Below are 26,418 nucleotides of genomic sequence, written 5' to 3' on the forward strand. Positions count from 1 at the left end.
AGACGGTCTGATGAGCGGTAGCTTGGTCTGTGTTTTACAATAAGTTCTACAAATGTTGTAGAAATGGGTGGTTCTTGCTTTATTTGTTCTACAATAGTTGAAATAATATGAGTCAAAGTTTGGGAAACTTAGAAGAGACCATTTTGCTCTTAGTGGCTGTAATGCCCGAAGAGGCCTATGGATATACGGTTGCAGAAGCCTATGCAGAGCATATGAAGAGCCGAATTTCTATCTCGGCCATTCACACCGTACTAAAACGATTGGAAAAGAAAGGGTTAATTTCTTCAAAAATGGGAGGAGCAACTGCTGAAAGGGGCGGACGGAGAAAACGAATTTTTGAAGTGACCAAGGTGGGGCTTTCCACTTTGGAGCAAATTCAGGAAAGCCGCCAGAAATTGTGGCAAATGATGCCCAAGGTCAACTTTTCTTACCAGCTATGAAACAAGGCTCCCTCGATCATCAGGATTTGCCCAATTGGGCCAATCGCTTTTTAGAGTGGTACTGTGCCGATGAACTCATTGATGAGATTCAGGGAGATCTTCTGGAAGCATTTTATTATCGTAAACAAACGTACGGCCTAAGGAAAGCCCGGTGGTGGTTCATCTGGGATGTTCTCAAATTCTTTAGGCCCTCATCGTTTAGAAAAAGGTCATTTAACTCAATTCCTATAGCCATGTTTAAAAATTATATTGTAGTGAGCCTGCGCAATTTCAGAAAGCAAAAAGGCTACAGTTTCATTAATCTATCCGGTCTTGTTGCCGGTATTGCCGCCTGTCTGCTCATTAGCCTCCATGTACTCAAAGAGCTTTCTTACGACAATTTTCACCCAAAGGCAGAAAGCACCTACAGGGTGGTAATGGATATGTATGGCAACGGCCAGCTCAAAGTAAAGAGTGCTCCGGTATACCCTGCTGTTGCTCCGGCATTACTGGCCGAGTTTCCTGAAGTTGAAATGGTCACACGCATTTTGCCCTTTGGAGGAGGGGTGTATAGTGTGAAAACAGCCAGCGGCACACTGGTTCGCTATAATGAAGAGCATGCAGTGTTGGCCGATGCCAACTTTTTCGAAATGTTTGGCTTTGAACTAATTGAAGGAGATAAGCGCGAAGCACTCAATGAGGCCAATCGAATTGTTTTGTCTGAGTCGGCTGCAGCCCGATACTTTGGCGATAAGGATCCAATCGGGCAGTCCATATACTGGCGAGGAACACGAGAGCTTATGGTAACGGGAGTTTTTAAGGACTTTCCGGAAAATTCACACATGAAGTTTGAGCTCATTACCTCACTTAAATCATGGAATGGTTATGAAGATTGGCCCAACAACTGGGGTTGGTATGACTTCTACACGTTTGTGAAGACGGCAGACAATGTGGATCAGGAAACGCTTGATGCCAGGCTCGAAACATTTTTAGATGGCAAAAAGGCCGAAATGTACGAGAAGTATAACGCCCGAGAGGTGCTTTGGACCCAGAACATTAGGGATATACATCTCTACTCGGAAGGTCTTGGCTGGGACATGGGCGAAAACGGTGGGGCTGATCAGATTTATTTTTTATCGGTGATTGCGGCCCTCATACTCATTATTGCCTGGGTCAACTATGTGAACCTGGCCACCGCCAGAGCGGTGAAGCGGGCAAAGGAAGTTGGCATTAGAAAAGTAGTTGGAGCTTACCGGTCTAACCTATTGTTGCAATTTTTAGTCGAGTCGTTTTTGTACAATCTTTTTGCGGTGTTGCTGGCTGGTTTGCTAGTAGCTCTTGCCGTTCCGTACATCAACGGTGCTCTTGAGTTTACGCTCGACAGGCATCTACTCTTGTCTACTGAAGTGTTGAGTGGGTTGCTGGTTATGGTTATTGCAGGGAGCCTTTGTTCCGGCCTTTATCCGGCTTTTGTGCTCACCTCTTTTCAACCGGTCAAGGTACTCAAGGGTAAGATTTACAAGCGAAATGGTAGTTTTGGGTTCCGTCAGGTGTTGGTCATTTTTCAGTTTACAGCCTCCATTACACTTATCTTGGGCACCTTTCTAGTGGTCAAACAACTCAACTATATGAGGAATCAGGAGTTGGGTATAAATATAGATCAAACCCTGGTTATTCACTCCCCTTCTTCGGGCAGGGATGAAGAAGACCTGGAGAACAGGCTAAAGCTTTTTAAAGAAGAGCTTAATGCCACTCCGGGAATAGCCGGCTTCACTCTCTCCAACAGTGTGCCCGGCATAGAAAACTTTTTCATAAGCGGCTATACCTCAAAGCACTACCCCAATCAGCTGAGAGATATATATCGCATGTATATCGATGAAAATTTTTTCGATCAGTTTGAAATTGACTTAATAGCCGGACGAAGCTTTGACAAGAACTTAAAAACAGACACGGCTGCCGTGCTACTTAATCTCAACGCCATGAACCACCTGGGGTTCAACACCCCTGAGGAGGCCATTGGAGAGAAAGTAAACCCCGGAAATGAACAGTCCTGGAACATTATTGGAGTAGTAGAAAACTACCATCAGGCTTCTCTGAAAGAAGATCTCGATCCCATTATTTTTTTCTACAACCCCAATGCCGGCAACTATTACTCCCTGAAACTTTCGGGAAGCTCTCTGGGCAGCATTATGGATGACGTTGAGGCCAAGTGGGATGCAATTTACCCCGATAACCCTTTCGACTATTTCTTTTTGGACGAACGATTTGACCGACAATACAAGAGCGATGAGCAATTTAATGCAGTGTTCATTGGTTTTGCGGCACTGGCAATTTTTGTGGCCTGTCTTGGGTTATTTGGTCTGGTGTCTTTTACAGCTGAGCAATCGAAAAAGGAGATTGGAATACGCAAGGTACTTGGCGCCTCTTCCAATGCATTGGTTATGTTACTGGCCAAAGATTATGCTAAACTCATACTTGTGGCCATCGTGTTGGCGTTTCCGCTCGGGTATTATTGGATGAGCTCCTGGCTCAATAATTTTGCCTATCAGACCAATATAGGCGCGGGAATTTTCATTTTTGGGGGAAGCCTCATGGCTCTTATTGCCTTTTTAACAGTGAGTTTTAAGTCGTTTAGCGCAGCTAATAACAATCCGGTAAATGTGCTTAGGGATGAGTAGGCAATAAGCTACTCACCCCGATACACAATTTTTCCACCCATAATGGTGTAGTCGAACCGGGCGTTGAGCCACTGCCGGGGTTCTGTTTCAAAGAGGTTGGTGTCAACCACCACAATATCGGCTAGCATGCCCTCTTTAATTTGTCCTTTCAGGTCTTCTTCAAAAGTGGCAAATGCAGAGCCCTGGGTATAAGCCTTTATGGCAGTGGCTAAATCTATGCGCTGCTCAGGAAACCAGCCGTTTTCCGGCTGACCGTTTACGGTTTGGCGTGTGACAGCCGCATAAAGACCATAGAGTGGGTTAATAGGGTAATAACTGGCGTTGGTTCCGGGCCAATCGGAGCCAAAGGCCAGTTGGCAGCCTGCTTCTTGCAAGGTTTTGAAGGCATAGGCTCCTTTGCACCGTTCGTAACCAATTCGTTCCTCCATCCATCGCATGTCGTCTGTTACATGGTAGGGCTGTACTTCGGCTATAATGTTTCGGCTGCTGAAGCGCGCAAAATCCTCTTCGGCAATCACCTGGGCATGTACCAATCTGAAACGCCTGTCTTTGGCTCCATTCACCATGTCCAATGTATCGAGTATATCGAGGAGAATGGAGTTGGCCTCATCGCCAATGGCATGTACTCTTAATTGAATGTGGCCACTATCGGCTTGAATGAGCATTTTTTTGAATTGGTCCATGTCTTTGGAAAATTCGCGCCAGCCCCCGCGCCAACTATGGTTTTCCATAGAGTTGTCTGAGTAGGGCTCAAAGAAGCGTGCAGATCGGCCACCCATTATACCATCAATGTGGCTTTTGATGGTGCCAAAAGAAATGTATTCATCTCCGGCAGGTGAGGGGTTTTCTCCCCAGTCAATTACCCAGCCGTTTTCCATCATGTTGTAGATTTCACTTAAACGGGAGGGTGAAAAGTTAATTCGGGTAAGAAGGGAGTCCCTTTCCAGCAAATAGCGGTAAATGTCTACTCGGTCCAGGGGAGACATATCCTGAACAGTGGTAACACCCCATTTGGCACACTCTTCCAGAGCCCTTTTCGTTTCGGCCAGTTTACGCTCAAAAGAGCTTTCGGGAACTTGCTCTAAAGCGGCTTCCAGTTGATCTCCCTTTAACAGGCCACTGGCCGATTCAATGCCTAAGTAATCTAAGGCGAGCTGATTGGCCAAGCCTTCCGAACCATCGAAACGGGTCACTAGTACGGGATGTTCAGGAGTAATGCTATCAATAAGTGCTCTATTGGGCTGCCAGCTTTGGCGGTTTCTGTTGCTGCCTTCAGAGCCCATTTCCCAAGCCTCATATGCACCCCAGTCACCACGAGTTATCCAGCTGCCTTTCGGTAGGCGCTGGGTGGTTTCTTTAATGCGTTCTATAAACAAGGCATCTTCGTTTACATCGAGCAGATTAATGCCCAGTAGCAAGGCTCCTGCACTGGCAAAATGAACGTGTGAATCGTTAAAACCGGGCAAAGTAAGCTTGCCCTTCAGGTCTATTTGCCGGGTGGCCTTGGGGAGGTTGCTGCTCCGGCCAACCGTTTTAATGCGGCTGCCTTCTAACAACACCCAATCGGCCCAGGGTTGTTGGTCGTTGCCTGTCCAAATTTTACCGTTGTGGAGCAACAGTGTTTCAGGGGTTTGCTCGTTGCTTTTATGGCATGCCGCCAGTAGAAACAGGCATAGGCACAGCACACTTAGGTTTTTGAGTTTAATGGCCATAGTTTTTCGCAATTTCTTTAAGTCTGTTATCAATTTCTTGCCGGCTTAGCCACTTCCCTCTTACCATTACTCCGGCACGATCTTGTAAGTGGGCAATGTTATCCAGAGGATTTTTTCTAACCAAAATCAGGTCGGCAGAGGCCCCCTCTTTTATGGCTCCAAATTCATGGGGAGCCTTAAAAAACAATGCCGGGTTGAGAGTTCCGGCTCTAATGGCCTCAAGAGGACTCATACCGCTTCTTACCATGGCATCGAGTTCAAGCTGAATGGAAAACCCCGGCACATTAAATACCTGAGGGGCGTCTGACCCAAGCAGTATTCCCACTCCTGCAGCATGAAGCTTCTGGATAATCTTTCTGCGCAGTGTGTTGAATTGGAGGGCTTGTTCGGCATCGTAGGCAGGCGATTCAATGATTTGCTTTTTGGTACGCACCCAGTTGTCTACAGTAGAGGGACTCATGTATTTCATCTCGGTTTCTTGGGCCAGAGTTTCCGGTGCTTCCGGGCCCACCCATCGCTCCATCATGGCCTGAGTTGGCACAATCCATACCTCATTTTCTACGGTGAGTTGTACGAGTTCGTCCAGCAGGTTTTCATCTGCAATTTTGGTGAAGTTAAGACCAAAGAAACCATTGGCGTTTGGGTTTACCCGAATGGAGGAAGGAACCAGACCCTCAATGTAACCATCCACATGATCTATGCTGGCATATTGGGCCTTCAGGGTATTTCTTATGCCCACATCAATACTCACATGACCGGCAAAGGGCATGTTTACCTCTTTGGCTGTTTTTACAATGGCATTGAAATTCTCTAAGGTTAGTCCGGGGTGTAGTTTCATGAAGTCATAACCGGCTTTTTTCTGATCTCTCACCATTTGTTCGGCTTGCTGCACTGAGGTTACAGAGTTGCCGTTGAGGCTTGGGCCCGAAGTGTAAATTCTGGGGCCAAGGATTTCTCCGGTAGCTACTTTTTCCTTCAACTCTAAATGATATGGTTGACCTAGCATGCCTCTAATAGTCGTGATTCCATTAGAGAGGTATAGAAAGAGCGTTTCTTCTAGCAGGCGCATATTTTGGTTGCCGGGAATGTGTGCGTGCATTTCGGCAAGGCCGGGCATAAGGTATCCTCCCTCTCCCGGGCGCACGGTTTGTGTATTGGCCAGGCGTGCTTCATTGCTTGGCACAATAAGACTAATCTTGCCGTCTTTTATAAATACGGTTTGGTTGGCGAGTATTTGTCCGCCTTCAACATCAACAATGTTCACGTTGGTGAAGGCAAAGTCGGCCTCCGGAGCGTTTTGGCAAGATGTGGGTAACATGCCCAGCAAGAGAAGGGCTAGCGAGAGGAAAAGCTTTTTCATTCAGGAATTTAAAAAAATGCACCCAAATGCGCCTTGCCACTAGTCACTTTTTGGCTATAACCAATTGATTATTAGTGCCTATTGGTTAGTTCGATATTTCAGCCCCTCCAAAAATAACAAGTCCTTTTATGACCAGCGTATTACCGGTAGAGTGGCTGTGGCCGGAAATGATTCGCTTGTCTGGCATGCCTCCAAAAATATTGGTTACACGCAGGTCTACGTCCCAATCTTTGGGCACCCGAATTTTGGAGCCTCCAAAAAGGTAGAAGATATTTAAAGTAGCAACCGGTTGTTGCATACTGCTGGTGGTAAGGTCTATGTTGGACCCTCCAAATACGGCAGTGAGCGAACCTCCCTTAAAGTCTTTGGTTTTAACAACCCGGTCTCCTCCTCCAAAAATAGCCATGTCTTCAATAAGGTTTTCAGGAGGTGCGGCCGAAGTATCTTGAGGAGTAGTGTGGGGTGCCGGTACGGTTCGTCTGATAATGTGAATTCCGGCAAAAACCAATATGAGGGGCCAAAGGTCCCAAATAGAAATGTGAATGCGCAACCAGTCATCAATTACCAAAATAAGGCCTACAATTAGCAGAACTGTTCCGGCTTTTCTGTTTTGATCGGTTACAAGTAGAAACAGACCAATAAGAATAAGAATGTTTTCCCACTGAAAGAGGTAATGCCTGACCGACCAGGGAAGCACATCGAAATTGGTGAGCACGGCCACTATGCCTATGACAATGAAGATAAGGCCTAATAGCTTGTTTTGATTTTGCTTATCCATTTTGTTGAATCTACGACTAAAAGTAGAAAACTAGCTTTGATCTCACAAAAGAGAAAGTGCCAATGGCTACGGTTAATTGTTTGAAATAGTTGAATTCTTATTTACTTTTGCCCACCATTCAATCGCGCACGTGGTGGAATTGGTAGACACGCCATCTTGAGGGGGTGGTGCATTAAGTTGCGTGGAGGTTCGACTCCTCTCGTGCGCACTAAAGCCTTTCTGATTTTTCAGAGAGGCTTTTTTTATGTTATCGGTTTAAACCAGGCTTTCGTGAACAAGCTCAAAGTGCCCGTCAGCCTTTTCCGCAGATGTTACACTCACTGTTTTTACTTTATTCTCCCGGTTCATTACAAAGTTGTTCCAGGCATCTCCTTTTCCTCCGAATTTATGGAAGTGTAACACCTGTTTTTGGTCATATTCTTTTTCCCTTTGCCTTTCTAGCCATTGCATAAACCACTGCCTGCGTTCTTCGCGCACGTCTTCAGGATATAAGGTTGAAGACGACCAAATGTGTGGCTGGTTGGCTTGTAGTACATTGTGATGAAGCTTGTTTTCATCCCATACCAACTGATGCAGCTGAAGGGCTTTTTGGTGCTCTACAATTACCAGGGTGAATGGCTCAATTCCTTTAAACTCGAAATGCTCAATAAATTCAATAACACTGTTTTGGTTAAAAAACTCCAGCACCATGAGTCCTCGGCTCAAACGGTATGGGGGCTTGTGGTGGTGTTTTTCGAAGCCTCCGTTGAGCAGGCATAAGGTAAATCGCTTTTTATCGGTAGCCAGCCAAGTGCCCCCGGCTTTTGGGTCTTTAGGAAAATGAACGGGCCGGCCACCAATGGTTTGCCGGCTGAGCTCAAAACTGGCTCTTTGAGGATCTTCGTCTCGGTTGGATGTAAGAATAAAGTTGCCTTTTGCTTTTGGCAAGAAGGTTACTGTGCACATGTAAGCTCTTTTTGATAACGTACCGTGGAATAAGCAACACCAAAATGAGCAGGAAGTTCAACGGCCTTAAAGCTATGTTGCAAGGCTATTTTCACAATGGCCATGTGGTGTATGGCATGCTCAATATTGTATTGGAGTTCTCTGTAATACGAGCTGTTCAGGGTTTGCTCATATTGTTCATTCTCGTGGTAGTTAACTTTTAGTGAGAGCGAAAAGTCGTTCTTTATTTCACTAATGGCCTTTTGCAAAGACTGCATCTTTGTAATGGCCAGGTCGGGATCGGTTTCCAGCATTTTGTTATGATCGCGCTTATCATAATTTACAATTCCTCCGTTTCTTCCGGCCAGCATAAGGTCGAAAAACTCTACAATGTGTCGAATATGCTTGCCTACGGTATTTCCCGATAATATGCTCAGTGGTTGGGCGAAATCGGTTGGTTTAAGCTGCCTGGTAATGTCGATAAGCTGGGATAAGATTTCTTTAGATACTCTCTGAAGTTCCATTGAAAAAAGTGTTAATTAAATATAGCCTTTTAATTGAAATATGGCAGAACCGTACGTGTAGCTATTTGCGAATTATCTCAGACCACCGCTTTTGAGCATTGCTGAGTAGGCTTTTCTCGTTTTTGTTCCAAAGCTCAAGGGTGTTGGTGCCTCTGAAATTGTAAAAGAGATAAAGCTTACGGTCTATGATTTTATAAGTTAGTGGGTCTACTTTTACCTTATCGCCATCGGCAATCGCATAGGCACAATACCCCCCATACTGTGGTTCATAAAGGGCCGGATTCTTTGCAAAAGCGGCTTTATTGGCCTCGGAAACAAAATAATAGATTACCCCGGAATGATTATAGCTAATGGCAGGGCTGCCCTTTTGGGGCTTTTGGTCGAAATAGCTCACCGGATCATAACCTGCTATGGCTACTCCCCGGGTAAGGTTATAATGCTTTTTTGCATAAGGAAGGGTTTGGGCACTTAAGCCCAATGTAAAGCTCAATAATGTAGCTGTAAATAATAACCGATTCATTTGTCCTGTTTCTTGTGGTTTATGTACGGTGTCTTTGTCTATAGCGGCTGACACGAAAGATCATTTGGCCGACATTTTACCTTCTAAAGGGAAACTTTGCCTAAATTACTCACGATATATCGTGAGATGTCTTTGAATAAAACCATAGCAGATCATCCGCAGCTAGCTCGTTTTACAGTAGAAAGAGCCTTGGCGGCTATTCTATGGATGGACGAGCAGGGTTGTATTCACTTTGCCAATAAAACAGCACTGGAGCAATACGGCTACAGCTCTGAAGAATTCAACCGCCTGACCATTTTTGAAATTAACCCCAATTTCGACCGGAAAAAATATGCCATCACCTGGGCCAGGTCAAAACAAGTTCAAAGCCTGAGGTTTGAGTCGAGCCATTTGCGCAAAGACGGCTCGGAGTTTCCGGTAGAGATATTCGTAAACCACATTGAGTTTGAAGGACACGCGTATAACGTAAGTTTTATAGTAGATATATCGCAGCGTAAAAGGCATGAGCGATTGATGAAGTCGCTTTCTGAGGCTACAGCCGCAACCTTAGGTACCGATTTTTTTAAGACACTGGTTGAGCGGGTGTCTATGGCTCTCAATGTGCATATGGTAGTAGTTACGGAATGTACCGACTCCAGCAAATCGAGACTGAGAACCCTGGCCTACTTTAAGGAGAATGAATTTCGAGAGAATGTAGAATATAATACCGAAGGAACACCTTGCGGTGTAATTATGGAAAGCAAAGAACCGTTGCTTATTGAGCGGGGTACCTATAGAAAGTACATTCGCGATACAGGGGTTGAGGGCTACTTTGGAGTTCCTATTATTAACCGTGAGCGAGAGGTTATTGGACACATTGCTCTTTTTAACAATAAACCGCTCCTTTTGAGCAATGAGGAACAGGAAATACTCAAGATATTCTCCGACAGGGCTGCTGCAGAAATAGAGCGAAATGTTTATAACAACAGGCTTGTATTGGCCATGCAAGAGGTGAAGAATCTCAAGGACCGATTGGAGGCTGAGAATGTTTACTTGCAAGAGGAGATACAGGGAGAGTATAATTTTGAAGAAATAATTACTCAAAGCGATCGCTTTAAAGCCATCCTAACGACTTGTGAACAGGTGGCCGTAACTGACGCTACAGTACTTATTTTGGGTGAATCAGGCACCGGTAAAGAACTGCTGGCACGAGCCATCCACAACATAAGCAAACGCAGGAACCGCCCCCTGGTAAAGGTAAACTGTGCAGCATTGCCCGCCAATCTTATCGAAAGCGAACTGTTTGGTCATGAAAAAGGAGCTTTTACGGGAGCTATTAACCGCAAAATTGGCCGTTTTGAGTTGGCTCACGAAGGCACCTTGTTTTTGGATGAAATTGGAGAATTGCCGCTTGAGCTCCAATCTAAATTGCTTAGAGCCTTACAAGAAGGTGAGTTTGAGCGGTTGGGAAGTACGGAAACCATAAAAGTAGACGTGCGGGTAATTGCGGCTACCAACCGACAGTTGGATAAGGAAGTGGAGGACGGTCACTTCCGTGCCGATTTGTTTTACAGGCTCAACGTGTTTCCGGTACATAGCCTCCCACTTCGTGAACGGAAAGAAGATATTGCACTCCTGGTAAAATACTTTACCCATAAATTTGCCGGCAAACTGGGTAAACGAATCAATAAAATACCCAAGCGCTACCTCAATGCCTTACAGGCCTACGATTGGCCCGGCAACATTCGCGAGTTGGAAAATGTAATTGAGCGGGCTGTCATTCTTTCTCCCGGCCACCAATTAGAGTTAGGCGATTGGATTCCTAAGCGTGCCCACGCTACCCACAAAGAAGAGTTCGATACGTTGGAAGCTTTTGAGCGCAAGTACATTCTGGAAGTTTTGCAAAAAACAGCCTGGCGTGTGAGTGGAGAAAAAGGGGCCGCCAAAATTTTGGGAATGAAGCCAACTACTCTTGAAAGCCGCATGAAGAAGCTTGGAATAAAAAGAGGGCTCGATTAAGCGTACCGTTCTGAAAGCCAATTGCTTGTCCACTTCAAAAAAAGCAAGGATTGCAATTTCTGCAACCCTTGCCGTACTATGCGAAAGCCTTTACCGAAGCTGTTGCCATTTACAATTTGAGTACAATATCGATGGCCGGAAAACCACCCTCAAAATAGAGGAGGTCTACGGTCACTTTTTTGGCAATGTAACGCAATCCGCCAGAGATTACCGATGACTCACCCGGCAATAGGTAATTCTCAGTAATAAGTGCCAGGCGACCTGTGAGGCGCGTAATTCCTGCAACAGTGATTACTCCGCTATTGTCAATTTCTCCCTGGGCAAAGGCATAACCGGTACCTATGGTAAGCTGATGTTCGTGTGTTCCGTAAGTCACCAGGCCGTTTATAGTACCAAGGCTCACATCAGCTATTGAAGATGCAATGGTAAGATAACTTACCGAGGCCGCTACATTGAGTTTAGGGGCCACGGGAACTCCGTATTTGGCATTGGCAAAAAGCAGAGGATTACCACTAAAGGTGCTGATTAACTCAAGACCACCCGTAAGGCTTAGCCTATCGGTAACACCGTAGCTCACTAAGTTAAAAACACCATAAATGTTTTGGTAGTAACCCTCGCCTTTAGGTAGAGTATAGGCCGATTGTCCTATAAAATATCGGGTAGGGTTTGGGTTTGGAATTCTCCCTTTCGGGTCTAGCCGAATGATTCGCCTTATTTCGTTTTTCTGAAAGGTTAGCAACCCCAGGCTTTCGCTACGGATGACGATACTTGCATCATTTTCAGAAATGAGTTCACCATTGATTTCCGATTTATCCTCCAAATAGATTATGACCATTTGCGGAGACGATTGGCGCGAATCGTCTTGAGCATAGACGCTAAAAAATGCTGTGCCTAACAGGCAACAGACCAGAATAAATTTGTTCATTGTTTTCCTGATATTTCGTGAGTATAAAAATGTTATAGACCTTCTCTCTTCAAAAACACAGCCAAGATATCAATTAAGCCAGAATTTTTTTTGACTATTTTATTCCTGATATTTCATGTAATTCCTGATATATCAGGAAAAAATCAAAGACAAATCAATCCTTTTTATTTTTCAATTTACTGAAAATCAGTGTATTATGTGTGTTAAATACAGGTTGGCACGTAGATTGTCAAGTGAATGACGGTTTTGCAGACGGCAAAACGACATCGTTTGGTAAGACTCTTTTCCGGAAGTTGCTTAAGCTTCGTAAATGAAATCAGTATGTTTAACTTTCATTACAATTAATGAGAAACAAACTTCCGCTTTTTTGGGTAAGGCTACTTTACTATGAGTATTGGCCCTATTGGATATTCTTTCTGCCCTTGGTGCCCTATTGGCTCTATTTATCGTTGAGAGCGAGGTCGTTCACCTACTTTACGGCCGCCAATCCTGGTATTGAACATGGTGGGGTGTTTGGTGAGTCGAAACGGCAAATCCTGGCCAAAATAGATAAGAAGTATCTTCCCAGGGCCATTTTCTGTAAGCAGAGTGAGTGCTGGGCAGTTGTTGAGCAACGCTTGATTGATGAAGGTTTGAATTATCCGGTTATAGCTAAGCCCGATGTGGGTGAACGCGGTAGCCAGGTGGTAAAGATTGAAAGCGACTCGGCCCTGCAGCAATACCTGAAAGAAGCCGGTGAACCTTTCATTGTGCAGGAGTTTATCGATTATCCTCTTGAGTTGGGTATACTGTATTATAGGTTGCCCATTAGCGGAAAAAGTGGCATCACCTCCATTGTCAGGAAAGAGTTTCTGACAGTCCAAGGCAATGGAAAGAGTACGCTCAGTGAGCTTATTAAGACCAATGAACGTGCTCACTTGCAATGGAAAACCCTGAGTTTGCGGTTTTTTTCCCGGCTTTCTGAAGTTATTCCGGAAGGCGAGAAGATACTTTTGGAGCCCATTGGAAATCATTGCAAAGGCACAAAATTTCTAAGTGCCCAGCACCTCATTAATGCCCGGTTGGTGGAGGTTTTTGATCGCATTTCCGCCTCAATTGAAGGTTTCTGCTTTGGTCGATTCGACCTGAAAGTTGCTTCTGTTGAGGCCCTTCAAAAAGGCGAGCAGATTCGTATACTGGAGTTGAATGGTGTTACTTCCGAGCCAGGTCATATATATGACCCTTCACTCAACTTGTGGAGAGCCTACAGAGATACAGCTCGGCATATGCGCGTTATGTTTAGGGTGAGTCAGGAAAACCGTCAGTTGGGCCAACCAGTTACTCCTTTGCCGGAACTTGTAAGGTTGCTGAGGAAACACTTTGGTGGCAAAAGAGTAGCAGAGGTTGCTATGTCTAATCAAAAGTTGAGCAATGCTCTTGGAGGCACTCAGTAGTCTGGCGTTGGCAACAGTTATAAGCTTTGCCGGCTCCGTACAGTTGGGGCCAGTAAACTTTGGCACCCTACACACTGCACTACACAAGGATAAAAAGTCGGCCATACGTTTTGGTTTTGGGGGTAGCCTACCTGAGCTGCTGTATTGCGGTTTGGCGGTTGCCGGAGCCGGTTGGCTCGGTAGGTTTGAACAGTGGCAAGAAATATTGCAGTACTGTACAGTGGTTGTGCTGTTTGTTTTTGGGGTGTATTTGTGGTTTCAGAAAAGCCATTCACCAGAAGGACAAAGTTCAATTCAAACCTCAAAAGGCAACGAGCTGCTGGTGGGTGCCACCTTTGGACTGCTCAATCCTCAGCTTTTCCCTTTCTGGCTGGTGGTAATTACCAACCTGAAGAGCTATGGACTCATTACATCGACCCATGTGGTGGTACAGGTAGGGTTTGTGGTGGGGGCTGCTCTGGGGGCGTTTCTGTTGCAGCTATTGGTGGCCGAAGTTACCTCCCGAAAACGAGAATTTATTTACATGAGACTTACGAGAAACTACAATAAAGTACTCGGTGCCATCATTGTTGGCATCGCCATTTTACAACTATTAATTAACCTCTAGATTATGCAAAAGGAAATGAAGTATTGGTATCTGAAAAACTTCGATTTGTTTTCAGACCTAAACAAAGAACAGATCAATGATCTTTCGGAAATTGCCCGATTTGTGCGAATGAAAAAAGGCCAGTCTATTTATTTCGCCAACGAACAGGCCCGAAGATTGTATTTTCTGATTAACGGAAAGGTGAAAATTAGCGAAATCGATGGTTTTGGTAATGAGCTTATCAAGTCTATTGTCTTGGGAGGAGAGCTTTTTGGAGAAGTACCCAGCTATAATTTTAAGCAAACACAGGAGTTTGCCGAGATTCTTTCGAGCGAAGTGATAATTTGCTCTTTTCATCTGGAAGAGTTTGAAACCATCATGCAAAAGCATCCGGTGTTAGCCTTGGCTTTTGCCCGAAAAATGACCGAAAAACTGCAAGGTCTTGAGACCCGCTATACCAACCTGGTTTTTAAAGATGTAAAAGCGCGCCTGAAGTCTTTCTTGTTTGAGTGGGCCAATAAAGAAGGTAAACCGGAAGAAGAAGGACTGGTGATAAAAAACTATCTTACGCATAGCGAAATTGCCAATATTATAAGCTCTTCGAGGCAGACCGTGACAACCCTCATCAATGAACTTAAAGAGGAAGGCGTAATTAAATACTCCAGAAGGGTAATTACTATTCCGAACCTTCAGGCATTTGCCGCTTAATACCACTGGCCAAAAGCCAACACACATTTCCTATTCACAAGAGAGAGATTTAGAAAAGCCTTCAACATTTTGTTGGAGGCTTTTTGCTTTTAAGCCCATTTTTGGTTTTGAACCTCTTTTTTCATTAATGGTGTTATTAAAGCTCCCTTAAATGCCGCGGGCATGCAACCCAAGAGCCGCAGCGATAGTCTCTACCTACAGTTTCTAAAACCAAAAACATGAAAACCATTATTACTTTTTTGAGCCTGGCTATGGCTTTTACGCTGGTTGCCCAGGAAAATGACACCAGAAAACTGAGCTCGTTTAATGAAATTAGAGTCTCTGAGGGTATAGACCTTGTGGCCCAAAAAGGGGATGACAATTCAATTAGTATTGAAGTTTCGAGAATAGATATCGAAGATGTAATTACCGAGGTAAGAGGAGGTAAGCTTTATGTGCATCTTTCACGAGGAAACCATCGAAGCAACAAGGTGAGGGCTACCCTTACCTATACCGAGGAGCTTAAGGAAATAGAAGTAAATACCGGGGCTCAGGCTGAGTTTAGAACTGAAATTTCTGTTAGCCGTTTGAGCGTCACTAGCTCCACATCGGGCTATGTGCGCCTTGTAGCGAAGGCCGAAGAAGTAGATCTTTCAGCGACTACATCGGGCCGAATAGATATTGAAGGTACTACAGACGAGCTGGAAGCTACGGCCTCTACCGGGGGCACTATTTATGCATATGATCTTACCAGCAACAGTGCTTATGCCCGGGCCAACACGGGCGCAGATGTACGAATCAATGCCGAAAGGCGGTTGAGAGCTAGTGCCGGTACGGGAGGGTCTGTCAGGTACACCGGTAGTCCAAGAACAGACGTTCGTAGTAATACTGGGGGTAGTGTGCGCAGGGGAGGATAATTAGCAAGTTTCAAAGACTACTCCCTTTCATTTTCGCATAGCTTTGCTGGTTAGAGAATTTTTTAGGGCAGCTCAGAAAGTTGTAATTTCAATTCTTTGTGGCCCTTTCTAAACAATCAGTTATGTATAAGATGAACAGAACATGTGTATTTGCCCTTTTTGCCGTCCTATTCTGTGTGACAGCTCCCCTACAAGCTCAAGACGATGCTGCTGAAATAAGAAAAACTATTCTGACCATGTTTGACGGAATGCGCGAAGGCGATTCGGCCAAAGTACATTCGGTAATGATGAAGGATGTGATTTTTCAGCGCGTGGCAAAAAACAGGGAGGGTAAGACGGTAGTCTCCAATAGCGATTTTCAGCGGTTTTTAGTAGCCATTGGCACCCCTCACGAGAAGGTGTGGGACGAACGAATTGAGTTTGGCCCGATATTGATCGATGGGGATATGGCCTCCGTCTGGACACCCTTTAAGTTTTACTTGGGAGATACTTTTTCTCACTGCGGGGTCAATGCTTTTAAGCTTTGCAAAACCGAAGAGGGGTGGAAGATTTTTCATTTGGTAGATACCAACCGGAGGGATAACTGTGCCATGAACTAGGCCGGCATCAATACTTATTTTTGAACACTTTTGGGCGCAATGCAAAAAACCCTGACAAGGTCAGGGTTTTGCAAGCAAAGAGTTAGGTTTCATCCAATTTCTTACGATGGTGCCGTGGATGACCGTCCACCATCTGTTTCATTAAATTCGGGGTCAAAACTAATGAGGCGTACGACTTTAAAAAACTATTTGCGAAAAATATTCCGATAAAATTCTACGGTATGCCTATGCCGGAGCATTATAAGTAGGAATGACGGTCCGAACCTGGCAACACTCCTTAAAATTAACCTCGATTGATTTAGTCAGAATTGTACACAGGCAGGCTTCAATGTCCAGTGTCAGGCCATAAAAAAACTGTCTCAAAAACTCCCTGCACTTTGTCCTTCCCCCCTGTAGAAACCCCGGTTCTTAAAAACTGGAGGCCGTCATTCGGTTGCGGATCAGAAATGTGAAAAGGATGTTTTTGAGACAGTTTTATTTTAAGAAGACAGGCTGAGTGCCCAAGAATTAATTCGGTGTACTCAGACCATCTAACCTCTTATGGGTTTTGCTGCAATAGTGGGTTAATGTTAATCGCACTAATTGGGAACAAGTATTGCCACTCAGGTCCACCTGGAGCCACGTTGGTAATAGCAGCGTGGGTTAGGTTAAAGCTACCTCTTTGAGGTCTGTTCAAAGGCAGGTTCAAGCGTTTAAGATCAAGGAAGTTAAACCCTTCACCCCAAAGCTCAATTCTACGCTGAACGAGTATTTCATTCAACAAAGCCTGACCGGAGTTGGTGCTTAGTACGGCATTAGGATCTCTTTCAGAAACCAATTCGAAAAGCACGGTTCTTGCGGCCACATCATTGCCCAAATGAGCGTTGGCTTCAGCTTCAATAAGAATCATTTCGGCCACACGCATCAATACTACGTCTCCATCGCCAATGGTGCCGCTGGGTAGTGCCTCGAACTTAGTGTTCATGTAGGCATATTTGGCAAAATTGCTTGGAATATTGATGGCTGCTCTTTCGGCCGGAGTAACCGCCCAAAAGCCTTTTCTTACATCGGTAGAAGGAATCAGGTCATACAAATCGGCATTGATACACTTCGGGTTGTTTCGAATGTGTGTAGAGCTGTAGTTGTAAGACATGTACGCAAAAAATGATGCGAAGAAAGTACCGTGGTCAGGAATCACATGGCTGGCCCAGATCCATCCTGAGGCACCATCGTTATTGAAACCCTGGGTCAACTCCGAATTAGGAGTGAGCGTAAAGCCCTGTCTTGCTGCGCGAGCATAGGTAATGGCATTTGCCCATTCGCCTTTAGTAAGGGCTACTCTGGCCAGAACACCATTAACCACGTTGACTCTGATTTGCGACTTATCGGTATGGCTTACGGTAGACGATGTCAGGTTTTGAAGAGCGGCATTCAGGTCGCTTTCAATCTGATCGTACACTTCGTCTACGGTAGACCTTGCCTTAGGCTCGCCAAGGTTGTTCAAATCGTCCAGGTTAATAACAATACCTAATTGGTTGTTAGCTTCACCGGGTCGATATCTTGGAGCATAAAGTTGCACCATGTTAAAGTGGGCAAAGGCTCGGTAAAAATATGCCTGACCTTTGATGTTCTTCTTCTCATTTTCATCGCCTTCAATGGCATCAATTGAATTGATGATGTTGTTGGCATTGGCAATCATAGAGTAGAAGTAGTCATAGGTGTGGGTTACCAAAGAGCTGGAGTTGTCTCTATGCTCAATCCACTTGTGCACGTTGATGAACCAACCACTACCTCGTTGTGGATTTACCACATCGTGTCCTAAGAAATCGTAATTGATCATCATGTTACCGTATCCGGCTCTCTCATCTTGCGAACCGCCTACTCCGTACATGTGTCTGTGAATACCTTCGAGTGCTGCTCTCTGGTTTTCAATAGTACCAAGCACCTGGTCAGAGCCTAATTGGTCTGTTGGGAAGGTGTCCAGAAAGTCCTCGCTGCATGAGCCCACGGCTAATACGAGCAAGAGCAAAAGTATATTTGAAATGTATTTCATTGTCTTAATTTTTTAGAAGTTTAGGTTAACACCCAGTGTGATAACTCGCGATGGAGGGTACAGACCCACGTTTTGAGTACCATTGAATGTTTCCATAGGGTTCATCCCTTTTCTTGCACTTAGCCAGAACAGGTTTTCTGCCGATACATACATTCTAAGCCCATTGAGGCCAAGGTTTTGTACAGTAGAACGTTGGAATTGATAACCCAGATTTATGTTTCTCAGGTTCAGGTAAGAAGCATCGGTCAACCAGCGGTCTGAAGTAGCAATAATGTTCACATCGTTGTTGATGGAGAGCTTAGGTACGTCAGTAATGTCGCCAGGCTGTTTCCAACGTTTGGCTATGTCTTTGTGTACTGCACTGGCATCGTCAGTACTCATTAAGCTTTGGTAGTTAGAGTCGTAAATTTTACCACCAATACTATAAGAGAAGAGTACAGAAAGCGTAAAGTTTTTGAACGATACAGTGTTGGTGAAGGCACCATACACATCAGGAATAGAAGAACCATTGTAGGTATACAAGGCATGGTTTTGGTTGTTTGTCAACTGAACACCATCTACTGTTTTGAATACGTTGTTTGGTGCTTCTTCAGACTCCGGATCGTATACGTAAAGTGGCTCACCTGTATCAGGATCTACTCCATACCAGTCTCTCAACCAGAAATCGTAGATAGAGCGTCCTTCCAGAAGCTTCTTGGTACCGGTAATGATTCCGTTTTCTCTAGAGTCTTCAGGTAGTCTTGTAATTTCGTTGCTGAACATGGTCGCGTTCAGTCCGAAGTTCCACTCAAAACCGCTGGTAGATTTAATAATGTCTACATTAATATCGAACTCAAGACCTTTGTTTACCATTCTACCTATGTTTCTGTTCTGAGAGGTATAGCCAGACTCACGAGGAATTGGTACTGAGAACAACAGGTTGTCTGAATAGCGGTTGAAGTACTCAATAGTACCTCTCACTTTACCCAGAATTTCAAAATCAATGGCTACGTCTGCAGAGGTATTTTTCTCCCAAACCAGGGCGGTGTTACCTACTGAATAGCTATAGAAGCCAGGGTTGGCAGCGTTGTTTCTTCCTGAAGAGTATAGCGTTTGAGAAGGATAGAATCCGCCTACGTTGTCGTTACCGGTCTCACCATAAGAAGCTCTCAGCTTCAACTCGTCAATCCAGCTCACACTATTCATGAAGTCTTCCTGAGTGATTCTCCAGCTGGCACCTACCGACCAGAAGTTACCCCAACGGGCATCTCTTGAGAATCTTGAGGTACCGTCTCTTCTAAAAGAAACTGAAGCATAGTAACGCTCATTGTGGTTGTAGTTTATTCTGGAGAAATAACCTTCTGTTTTGTAGCGGTCAATTTGAGAGTTGGCCGATACTATGGTGGTGTAGTTATCCAATACAGGGTTATCTAGCACAATGTAGCCGGTTTTGGCTGCGTTGAAGTCGTTGTTCTTCACACTGTAGCTTTCATGACCAAACAACACATCGAAGTTGTGGTTTCCACTCAAGTCGAAGGAGTAGTTGATCAATTGGTTAAAGTTTGAGGTAATGTCGAAGTTGGCACTTCTTGAAGCCCTACCTACAGGAATATAGTCACCTACAAATGGGTTGCCATAGAATTGGCCATTGAAGGTACCAATATCAACACTTCCGTTTAGTGTAATACTCAGGTCTTCCATTGGCTTAATTTCTGCGAAGGCCACTGTTCTAAAGAAAAGGCTCTCATTGTAGTTGTTGTTGAGCAACATTTCTTCTGGTGCATGACGGCCCGAAGTAGTGTTCGGTCTTCTTGGAATACCAAAACGAGCATCTCCACGGTCAAAAGCACGAGAGCCGGTCATTGGATCGATAATGTAGTTGCCCTGATCATCGATGGCATATACAGGGAATATTGGTCCCATTCTACGGGCGTTATAGAAGGCGTTGGCAAACCCGGAACCACCACTGGTTACCGTATTTTGCATACGCACATCGCCAGAGTTGTTCATTCCAACTCTCAGCCAGTCCAGCACATCTACATTCACATTAGTTCTAAGGGTATAGCGTTCAAAGTCAGAGTTTTCAAACACCCCTTTTTCGTTCAAATAACCGAAAGAGGCATAGTAGTCAGCTCGTTCTGACGCTCCCTGAGCGCTGAAGTTGTACTCTTGCCGATAACCCAAACGCTCAATTGGATCGAACCAGTCCAGGTCATTTTCTGAGTATCTGATTCTGGCATTAGGGTTAATACTACCGTCAGTTCCTATAATTTCATTGTTGGCCACGTTGGTGGCGTTGTAATTAAGGAAGCCAATTAATTCATTGGTGGCTTCTTGCGCTGCCTGAGCTTCTGTACGGCCCTGAGTGATTTTGTCGTTTCTCAGAGCTTCCCAGTATACCTGGTAAAAGTCTAGCGGATTAATGCGCTCATACTCCTGAATACCTCTTGCTGAAACCCCTTGTTTGGTAGAGAAAGAGAAAGAAGGAGCTTGATTTTTTCTTCCTTTTTTAGTGGTGATAATTACCACACCGTTGGCCGCTCTGGCACCATATAATGAAGTGGAGGCTGCATCTTTCAATGTAGAGATAGACTCAATATCGTCAGGGTTTATCCTGTTAATGTTGCCGCTAAATGGTACCCCGTCCACTACAAAAAGCGGATCGTTGCTACCGTTTACCGAACCAATACCCCTAAGCCTGATGGCTGGGTTATCGCCCGGCTGACCGGTAGATGTTGTAACCTGAATACCCGGAGCCGATCCACCCAAAGCTGAAATAGGGCTGGTTACGGGTCTTTCCTTAATTTTTTCTGCAGTAAGTTGGGTTACTGAGCCTGTGATACTCTTTGTATCCTGAGTACCGTAGGCCACTACCACTACTTCTCCTGCATCAACTACATCGGGTACCATAGAGACATTCATGGTTGCCCTGTTTCCTACCAGTTCTTCGATGGTCTTGTAACCAAGAAAACGAAAAACGAGCACATCGTTCTCGGAACTTACGCTCACAGAGAACTTTCCGTTGACATCGGTAATCATACCACGGGTGGTTCCTTTTACTGAAACACTCACCCCCGGTAGTCCCATACCGAGCTCGTCAAGAACCGTACCCTCCACCGTACGGTTCTGTCCCATTAAACTGCTACTCAGCAGTAAAAAAATGAGGATAGTTTTGATTTTAAAATTAAGCATTATGGTTAGTTTAAATACATTCCTAACCAACAACCGGAACCGAATTATGCCGCTTTAGAATCCATATAGGGTGAAAAATGAAATATGATGGGTAAAAAATCGATTTGATTGGTAGAAGAAAAAATTGCAATATATGACTAATTCGAAATCCGATTTTTTGCAAGTGAAATCTTGCTTTTTTTGGTTTCTGGGAGTGTAAAAGTTTAGTTGGCGTAGTGCCGGTTGAATCTTAACTTAGTGAAAGATTAATTCAACAGGGGTTTGATCAAGAAGTTTATACAATACTTATATACCGGTTGGTGTGCTGTGGCCTTTGTGGTGCCCATGCTAATTCTGGCCATACCCATAATTATGCCTTTACTTATTTCCAGAAGGCTCGACTTCATTACCTATTTTTTTATTCGGTTTTGGGTGTATTGCTTTAGCCTGCTCACAGGCATTTGGTTTATTGGACACAACAAACAGGTGGTAGACCGAAAGAAGTCTTACATTTTTGTGATTAACCACACCTCGTTTTTAGACGCCCCTGCCATACCCATTGCCATACCCAGCACCTTAGTGGCGCTGGGCAAAAAAGAGCTGTCCAAAATTCCGGTATTTGGCTTGGTAGTAAACCGCCTGGCTATTTGGGTGGACAGGTCTAGTGCCGAAAGCCGAAAAGTGAGTAGCGCAAAACTGAAAGAACTGTTGCGTGGAGGAACTTCGGTATTAGTAGCCCCTGAAGGTACCCGAAACAACACCGATGAACCCCTGCTGCCCTTTCGGTATGGTCCATTTCGATTGGCTATCGAGGCTCAGATACCAATTATTCCTGTAGTAATTCATAATGCCGGCCGATTGATGAAACGAGGCAGTTTGTTATTAAGGCCCGGAGTAGTACATTGTTATTGTTTGCCTGAAATTTCGGTGGAAGGCCTTACAGAGGCCGATTTGGATCAACTCACTCAAACTACTTTTGAACTTATGAAACAAAAAATCATTAGCCTCAATGAAGAAGGCCAATAGAATTGGCATTATTTTCGACATCCCATATTCCAAACCAAACATTAGGGCATATGAACACTTTTTACAAACCGCTGTTTTTAGCACTTTTTTCCCTTATAATCTGGGGCTGTGCTACTGGAAAAAATGCCTTTGACAAGGGCGATTATGCCACTGCTCTTGACCGGGCGGTGAATCGACTTCAGGCCAATCCGACTAACAAAAAAGCCCAGAATGTATTGATGGATGGCTATCGTATGGCTTCACAGTTTCATCTCAAGCGCATTCAGCAATTAAATAGAAGCAACGATCCTTTGAGGTTCGAGAGCATATACAATGAGTATACTTTTTTGAATCGGTATTACAATGACATTCAGCGATGCCCGGCTTGTCTTGATTTAGTTAATCCGAGTGAGTATTTGGTTGAGCAACAAGAGGCTGCGGTTATGGCTGCCCAGGTTCAGGTAGACATGGGCAACCAGGCCCTGCAAGCCAATACCATTGAAGCCGGTCGCCAGGCCTTTGGTCATTTTCAGAGGGCACTGCGATTTAGTAACAACCTTCAGGGTATTGATAGCTTGCTCACTGAAGCAAGAAATATGGGCACGGTAAAGGTTTTGATTGAACCTATTCCCACTCACTCGCGCAACCTAGAGCTAACCAACGAATACTTTGCCAATAGGATGTTCGAGTTTCTGGATGGGTTTAGCCGCGATCGTTTCGTGCAGTTTTTCTCGCATGGCGATATGGAAGCCTATGACATTCGTCCCGATCATATTCTTAGTCTTGAGTTTGACGATTTTGTGCTGGGCCAAACTCTTGTGGAATCTAAGACTAAAGAACTAAAGCGCGACAGCGTAATTGTAGGCCAGTACAAAGACAAGGATGGTGTTTCGCATGATGTATACGGCACTGTAAAGGCCAATTTTACGACTTATCGTAAAACCCTTGCTTCAACCGGCATTCTGAATTTTGAAATCAGAGATGCATACAGCAATCAGGTGCTTATTCAGCGAAAGCTGGGTGGCGAAGATATATGGCAGTATGAGTGGGCTTCTTTTAATGGAGATGAGCGTGCACTAACCAAGGAGGAGCTGCGAATGACTAAGCTAAAGGAGGTGCCGCCTCCTGCTCCTCAGGAATTATTTGCTGCTTTTATTGACAGAATCTACGATCAGGTGCTGGGGCAGGTAAGACAGCTCTATCGGAATACCCGAATATAGGCGTTGAATCCGGATTGCTAAGAAACCTGAGTTCGATGTAAGGAAGTAGTAAAATGCCCCCCCTTAGGACGTCATTGCGGAATTTTCCTCTGAAAACTTTACATACGCAAAGGAAAATATCCGCAATCTCATTTAGGCTCTGTTGAGATACCGGATAAAACAGGCCTTTTTGAGAGTTTAAGGCCTGTTTTATCCGGCATGAAGTTCTTTTCTTACATCGAACTCAGGTTAAGAAATAAAAAGGGTGCTCTAAAGGCCGTGGTTACTCTAACCTCAAACCCATCTTAACAGAAAGAGTTGAGACATGAGTGACTAAGCTTTTGGAGCACCCTTATTTTAAGACAACCCTTAGATTAGCTGGTAGTCATGGCATTTAGCAGGTCGTGACGGGTAAGAATATGCACATCGTTGTTTTCATCTCTCACCAACACGGCCGGGTTGTCTTTAGTTATGACTGAAGAAAGCACATCTAAAGTATTATCGGCCGAAACAAACTGGAACGGACCATCCATAATTTCAGAAACGGGCTTGGTTTTAAGCTCAGGGTCATCGATCATTTGAGCCAATAGCTTACTATCAATGAGGCTTCCAACAAACTGCTCGCCATCTTTTACCGGTAACTGAGAAATACTCAGGCTGGTCATAAGTTTAATGGCTTCGGCAACGGTAGCATTTTTATCGATTGTGGTGAGCTTGCCATTACCGTTTTGGCGGCTAAGTATATCGGCAGCCGAACTAAAGGCCCTGTCTTCAATAAAACCACGGGCTTTCATCCAGTTATCGTTATAAATTTTGCCGAGGTATCGGGTGCCATGGTCTGGCAGAATAATCACCATTACATCGTCTTCCGTAAGGTTTTCTTTGGCATACTCCAGTGCTCCTGCCACAGCCGACCCGCACGACCAACCGCAAAAGAGTCCCTCTTCGCGCGCAAGTCTGCGTGTCATAATTGCTCCATCTTTGTCAGTTACTTTCACAAAATGGTCAATCAGGTCGAAGTCTACGTTTTTAGGCAGTATATCTTCTCCAATACCTTCGGTTAGGTAAGGATAAATTTCTTTTTCATCGAATACACCGGTTTCCTTGTACTTTTTGAAAACCGAACCATAAGTATCGATACCCACTGAAACAATTTTCGGGTTTTGCTCTTTGAGGTATTTGGAGGTACCGCACATGGAGCCTCCGGTGCCTACACCGGCCGCATAGTGGGTAATTTTGCCTTCAGTATCTCTCCATATCTCTGGCCCTGTGGTTTCGTAATGGGCTTTAGTATTCGACAGGTTGTCGTATTGGTTAGGATAGAAAGAATTTGGAATGTCTTTGTTGAGCTTGCGAGCTACAGAGTAGTACGATCTTGGGTCGTCCGGCTCTACATTGGTAGGGCACACAATTACTTCGGCACCTACGGCTTTCAGTATATCTATTTTTTCCTGCGACTGCTTGTCGGCCAGAGTAAATATACACTTGTAGCCTTTGGCTATAGCCCCAAGTGCCAAGCCCATGCCGGTATTACCCGATGTGCCTTCTATAATGGTGCCGCCTGGTTTTAAAATACCGGCCGCTTCTGCATCTTCAATCATTTTAAGAGCCATTCGGTCTTTCATAGAGTTTCCGGGGTTAAAGTATTCTACTTTGACCAGAATGGTACCCGGAATACCTTTGTTTACTGAATTGAGCCGAACAAGAGGCGTGTTTCCTATGGTCTCGATGATTGAATTATAATACTTCATTTGCTTCTATAATAGTTGGGGCAAATTTAGCTTTTCTTCTGATGCCATTGAAATAAAGGATATGTTAACTGTGAGTCATATAGCCGCTGGGCTTACAAACTGTAGTTTTATGTAAGGCCCGGTTTGGTGACTGATTTTTACGGCTATCGAAAATTGCGCTGTAAAAAAGCTTCGGCTCATCTAAGAAAAGCCGTGTTCTGAACTAAAGATCGTTGCTTCTCAAGAAAGTATTTACACGGCTGGTGTATCGTTCTTTGTACTCTTCGCGCGTATAGAGCTTTACGTGCTCACAGTCTTTGAAAAGCACAGGGTAGACGTTAAAAAGCCCTTCTACTTCGGTCTCTAAAATGGAAGCAGGAGTTGTTTTGTCTCCATCGCTATACAGAATGAGCGTGGGGAGTTTTGTATTGTTGAGCAGGTAAGAGAGCTTCATTTTATCGCTGTAACCATTTACTTTTTTATCGAAGCTGCCCCATGCCATATTGAAGATGAAATTGGGAATACCCATGCTTTGTCCTTCCAGGCGAGCTGTTTCTTTAATATTGCTCAGGGGGCTGTCGAGAATGAGCTTATGAACCTTGAGCCCATTTTCCTTTTGAAACTCTACCAGGTCTGGTCGGTTTATGGCCACAGCACTGGCCATAGCTCCCATAGAAAAGCCCCAGAGCACAAAATCAGTTTGCCCGTAGTTCTCGTTGAGCATTTTCATGCTGCCCACAATGTCTTCTGCAAACTCATAGCCCAGGGCCGTCTTGGCTTCTTGCGACTTGCCGGAGTTGCGCAAATCGGGGATGAATACATTGTAGAGCGTGTCGAGACCCTGAGCTTTTACAAGCTCCAGATACTTCATGGTTTTTAGCCTGTTGGAGGTGCGGCCATGGTTAATCATTAGTGTTTGAGTAATGCCTTCTTTGGCTGCGGGCATGTACCATCCGTTGAGTGCAACCTCATCTGTCAGGGAGTTGTAGTCAATTTCACGGTAGGTGTCGAATCCATAGTCTCCCGGTGTTCGTTTCGCTCCAATACCGTAGTTTTCCAGAATCTCCGGATTATCGGTTACATATTCGAAGGTGTGCCGGTCGTAGTCGGTAATGAGCGAGACAAACTTGGGAACGGCTATAAAGTAAAATGCCAGCACGAGTAGTACTACGCTGATGGCTAAAATGCGTAAAAACTTCTTCATTGGTTTCAAAGGTTCCGGACGGTTTATTGTTGCTTAGA

At 44.7% G+C, this 26,418-nt stretch carries 21 protein-coding genes and 1 tRNA gene; 11 read left to right on the forward strand and 11 right to left on the reverse strand.

Annotated elements, in window-relative coordinates; translation table 11 throughout:
• Positions 1–107 precede the first annotated feature (107 nt).
• Both IE164_RS04590 and IE164_RS04595 read left to right on the forward strand, forming a co-directional pair.
• Positions 108–440 carry a PadR family transcriptional regulator gene (locus IE164_RS04590; protein WP_189628996.1) on the forward strand — a complete coding sequence of 111 codons (333 nt, stop codon included), beginning with the start codon at positions 108–110 and terminating at the stop codon, positions 438–440.
• Positions 437–3,097: an ABC transporter permease gene (locus IE164_RS04595; protein WP_189628997.1), complete on the forward strand. Its 2,661-nt coding sequence runs from the start codon at positions 437–439 to the stop codon at positions 3,095–3,097. Before IE164_RS04590 ends, IE164_RS04595 begins: the two co-directional genes overlap by 4 nt.
• Positions 3,098–3,105: 8 nt before the next feature.
• Here IE164_RS04595 and IE164_RS04600 read toward each other — a convergent pair whose 3' ends face one another.
• The 3 genes from IE164_RS04600 to IE164_RS04610 all read right to left on the reverse strand — a co-directional run bounded on the left by IE164_RS04600 (position 3,106) and on the right by IE164_RS04610 (position 6,947).
• Entirely contained in the window at positions 3,106–4,809 is a 1,704-nt protein-coding gene (locus tag IE164_RS04600) for an amidohydrolase (RefSeq protein ID WP_189628998.1), read from the reverse strand.
• Positions 4,799–6,169, reverse strand: coding sequence for an amidohydrolase family protein (locus IE164_RS04605; RefSeq protein WP_189628999.1), 1,371 nt, complete (start codon positions 6,167–6,169; stop codon positions 4,799–4,801). The genes IE164_RS04600 and IE164_RS04605 overlap by 11 nt, the downstream gene beginning before the upstream one ends.
• 85 nt (positions 6,170–6,254) lie before the next feature.
• The gene (locus tag IE164_RS04610) at positions 6,255–6,947 is read right to left on the reverse strand and encodes a LiaF transmembrane domain-containing protein (protein WP_189629000.1); all 693 of its coding nucleotides are present in this window, start codon (positions 6,945–6,947) and stop codon (positions 6,255–6,257) included.
• A 124-nt stretch (positions 6,948–7,071) separates the two neighbouring features.
• Here IE164_RS04610 and IE164_RS04615 point away from each other — a divergent pair.
• Positions 7,072–7,155: transfer RNA gene (locus tag IE164_RS04615), tRNA-Leu, on the forward strand.
• A gap of 47 nt (positions 7,156–7,202) precedes the next feature.
• On the opposite strand, the gene IE164_RS04620 is transcribed toward IE164_RS04615, so the two are convergent.
• From IE164_RS04620 to IE164_RS04630, 3 genes are all read right to left on the reverse strand, one after another.
• The gene (locus tag IE164_RS04620; RefSeq protein ID WP_189629001.1) at positions 7,203–7,892 is read right to left on the reverse strand and encodes an NRDE family protein; all 690 of its coding nucleotides are present in this window, start codon (positions 7,890–7,892) and stop codon (positions 7,203–7,205) included.
• A complete protein-coding gene (locus tag IE164_RS04625) occupies positions 7,880–8,395 on the reverse strand; it encodes a hypothetical protein (protein ID WP_189629002.1) in 516 nt (171 codons plus the stop codon). Before IE164_RS04625 ends, IE164_RS04620 begins: the two co-directional genes overlap by 13 nt.
• Positions 8,396–8,456: 61 nt before the next feature.
• Entirely contained in the window at positions 8,457–8,969 is a 513-nt protein-coding gene (locus IE164_RS04630; protein ID WP_229838523.1) for a YHS domain-containing (seleno)protein, read from the reverse strand.
• A gap of 42 nt (positions 8,970–9,011) precedes the next feature.
• On the opposite strand from IE164_RS04630, the gene IE164_RS04635 reads away from it, so the two are divergent.
• Positions 9,012–10,913 carry a sigma 54-interacting transcriptional regulator gene (locus IE164_RS04635; protein ID WP_189629003.1) on the forward strand — a complete coding sequence of 634 codons (1,902 nt, stop codon included), beginning with the start codon at positions 9,012–9,014 and terminating at the stop codon, positions 10,911–10,913.
• 109 nt (positions 10,914–11,022) lie between these two features.
• Here IE164_RS04635 and IE164_RS04640 read toward each other — a convergent pair whose 3' ends face one another.
• Entirely contained in the window at positions 11,023–11,838 is an 816-nt protein-coding gene (locus IE164_RS04640; protein WP_189629004.1) for a hypothetical protein, read from the reverse strand.
• Between the two features lie 344 nt (positions 11,839–12,182).
• Between IE164_RS04640 and IE164_RS04645 the strand changes: the two genes are divergently transcribed.
• From IE164_RS04645 to IE164_RS04665, 5 genes are all read left to right on the forward strand, one after another.
• Positions 12,183–13,271, forward strand: a complete 1,089-nt coding sequence (locus tag IE164_RS04645; RefSeq protein WP_189629005.1) for an ATP-grasp domain-containing protein — start codon at positions 12,183–12,185, stop codon at positions 13,269–13,271.
• Entirely contained in the window at positions 13,249–13,878 is a 630-nt protein-coding gene (locus IE164_RS04650; protein WP_189629006.1) for a LysE family translocator, read from the forward strand. Before IE164_RS04645 ends, IE164_RS04650 begins: the two co-directional genes overlap by 23 nt.
• A gap of 3 nt (positions 13,879–13,881) precedes the next feature.
• Positions 13,882–14,565, forward strand: coding sequence for a Crp/Fnr family transcriptional regulator (locus IE164_RS04655; RefSeq protein WP_189629007.1), 684 nt, complete (start codon positions 13,882–13,884; stop codon positions 14,563–14,565).
• Positions 14,566–14,783: 218 nt separating this feature from the next.
• Positions 14,784–15,461, forward strand: a complete 678-nt coding sequence (locus IE164_RS04660; protein ID WP_189629008.1) for a head GIN domain-containing protein — start codon at positions 14,784–14,786, stop codon at positions 15,459–15,461.
• 122 nt (positions 15,462–15,583) lie between these two features.
• Positions 15,584–16,060, forward strand: a complete 477-nt coding sequence (locus tag IE164_RS04665; protein ID WP_229838524.1) for a nuclear transport factor 2 family protein — start codon at positions 15,584–15,586, stop codon at positions 16,058–16,060.
• Positions 16,061–16,598: 538 nt separating this feature from the next.
• Here IE164_RS04665 and IE164_RS04670 read toward each other — a convergent pair.
• Both IE164_RS04670 and IE164_RS04675 read right to left on the reverse strand, forming a co-directional pair.
• Complete coding sequence (locus IE164_RS04670; RefSeq protein WP_189629009.1) at positions 16,599–18,092, reverse strand: RagB/SusD family nutrient uptake outer membrane protein; 1,494 nt, start codon at positions 18,090–18,092, stop codon at positions 16,599–16,601.
• A 12-nt stretch (positions 18,093–18,104) separates the two neighbouring features.
• Positions 18,105–21,263, reverse strand: a complete 3,159-nt coding sequence (locus IE164_RS04675) for a SusC/RagA family TonB-linked outer membrane protein (RefSeq protein WP_189629010.1) — start codon at positions 21,261–21,263, stop codon at positions 18,105–18,107.
• Between the two features lie 261 nt (positions 21,264–21,524).
• On the opposite strand from IE164_RS04675, the gene IE164_RS04680 reads away from it, so the two are divergent.
• The gene (locus tag IE164_RS04680; protein ID WP_189629011.1) at positions 21,525–22,268 is read left to right on the forward strand and encodes a lysophospholipid acyltransferase family protein; all 744 of its coding nucleotides are present in this window, start codon (positions 21,525–21,527) and stop codon (positions 22,266–22,268) included.
• A 50-nt stretch (positions 22,269–22,318) separates the two neighbouring features.
• Entirely contained in the window at positions 22,319–23,467 is a 1,149-nt protein-coding gene (locus IE164_RS04685) for a hypothetical protein (protein ID WP_189629012.1), read from the forward strand.
• Between the two features lie 353 nt (positions 23,468–23,820).
• On the opposite strand, the gene IE164_RS04690 is transcribed toward IE164_RS04685, so the two are convergent.
• Together IE164_RS04690 and IE164_RS04695 are read right to left on the reverse strand one after the other, a co-directional pair.
• Positions 23,821–25,197: a pyridoxal-phosphate dependent enzyme gene (locus tag IE164_RS04690; protein ID WP_189629013.1), complete on the reverse strand. Its 1,377-nt coding sequence runs from the start codon at positions 25,195–25,197 to the stop codon at positions 23,821–23,823.
• 202 nt (positions 25,198–25,399) lie between these two features.
• Positions 25,400–26,380 (reverse strand): alpha/beta hydrolase, encoded by a 981-nt coding sequence (locus IE164_RS04695; RefSeq protein WP_189629014.1) that lies wholly within the window; start codon positions 26,378–26,380, stop codon positions 25,400–25,402.
• Positions 26,381–26,418 lie beyond the last annotated feature (38 nt).

The organism is Roseivirga thermotolerans (assembly GCF_014653175.1).
GTDB lineage: Bacteria > Bacteroidota > Bacteroidia > Cytophagales > Cyclobacteriaceae > Roseivirga > Roseivirga thermotolerans.

Excerpts from the sequence above, each read along its gene's own strand:
- IE164_RS04590 (WP_189628996.1), top strand. The coding sequence starts at position 108 with ATGAGTCAAAGTTTGGGAAACTTAGAAGAGACCATTTTGCTCTTAGTG.
- IE164_RS04595 (WP_189628997.1), top strand. The coding sequence starts at position 437 with ATGAAACAAGGCTCCCTCGATCATCAGGATTTGCCCAATTGGGCCAAT.
- IE164_RS04600 (WP_189628998.1), bottom strand. The coding sequence starts at position 4,809 with ATGGCCATTAAACTCAAAAACCTAAGTGTGCTGTGCCTATGCCTGTTT.
- IE164_RS04605 (WP_189628999.1), bottom strand. The coding sequence starts at position 6,169 with ATGAAAAAGCTTTTCCTCTCGCTAGCCCTTCTCTTGCTGGGCATGTTA.
- IE164_RS04610 (WP_189629000.1), bottom strand. The coding sequence starts at position 6,947 with ATGGATAAGCAAAATCAAAACAAGCTATTAGGCCTTATCTTCATTGTC.
- IE164_RS04620 (WP_189629001.1), bottom strand. The coding sequence starts at position 7,892 with ATGTGCACAGTAACCTTCTTGCCAAAAGCAAAAGGCAACTTTATTCTT.
- IE164_RS04625 (WP_189629002.1), bottom strand. The coding sequence starts at position 8,395 with ATGGAACTTCAGAGAGTATCTAAAGAAATCTTATCCCAGCTTATCGAC.
- IE164_RS04640 (WP_189629004.1), bottom strand. The coding sequence starts at position 11,838 with ATGAACAAATTTATTCTGGTCTGTTGCCTGTTAGGCACAGCATTTTTT.
- IE164_RS04645 (WP_189629005.1), top strand. The coding sequence starts at position 12,183 with ATGAGAAACAAACTTCCGCTTTTTTGGGTAAGGCTACTTTACTATGAG.
- IE164_RS04650 (WP_189629006.1), top strand. The coding sequence starts at position 13,249 with ATGCTCTTGGAGGCACTCAGTAGTCTGGCGTTGGCAACAGTTATAAGC.
- IE164_RS04655 (WP_189629007.1), top strand. The coding sequence starts at position 13,882 with ATGCAAAAGGAAATGAAGTATTGGTATCTGAAAAACTTCGATTTGTTT.
- IE164_RS04660 (WP_189629008.1), top strand. The coding sequence starts at position 14,784 with ATGAAAACCATTATTACTTTTTTGAGCCTGGCTATGGCTTTTACGCTG.
- IE164_RS04665 (WP_229838524.1), top strand. The coding sequence starts at position 15,584 with ATGTATAAGATGAACAGAACATGTGTATTTGCCCTTTTTGCCGTCCTA.
- IE164_RS04670 (WP_189629009.1), bottom strand. The coding sequence starts at position 18,092 with ATGAAATACATTTCAAATATACTTTTGCTCTTGCTCGTATTAGCCGTG.
- IE164_RS04675 (WP_189629010.1), bottom strand. The coding sequence starts at position 21,263 with ATGCTTAATTTTAAAATCAAAACTATCCTCATTTTTTTACTGCTGAGT.
- IE164_RS04685 (WP_189629012.1), top strand. The coding sequence starts at position 22,319 with ATGAACACTTTTTACAAACCGCTGTTTTTAGCACTTTTTTCCCTTATA.
- IE164_RS04690 (WP_189629013.1), bottom strand. The coding sequence starts at position 25,197 with ATGAAGTATTATAATTCAATCATCGAGACCATAGGAAACACGCCTCTT.
- IE164_RS04695 (WP_189629014.1), bottom strand. The coding sequence starts at position 26,380 with ATGAAGAAGTTTTTACGCATTTTAGCCATCAGCGTAGTACTACTCGTG.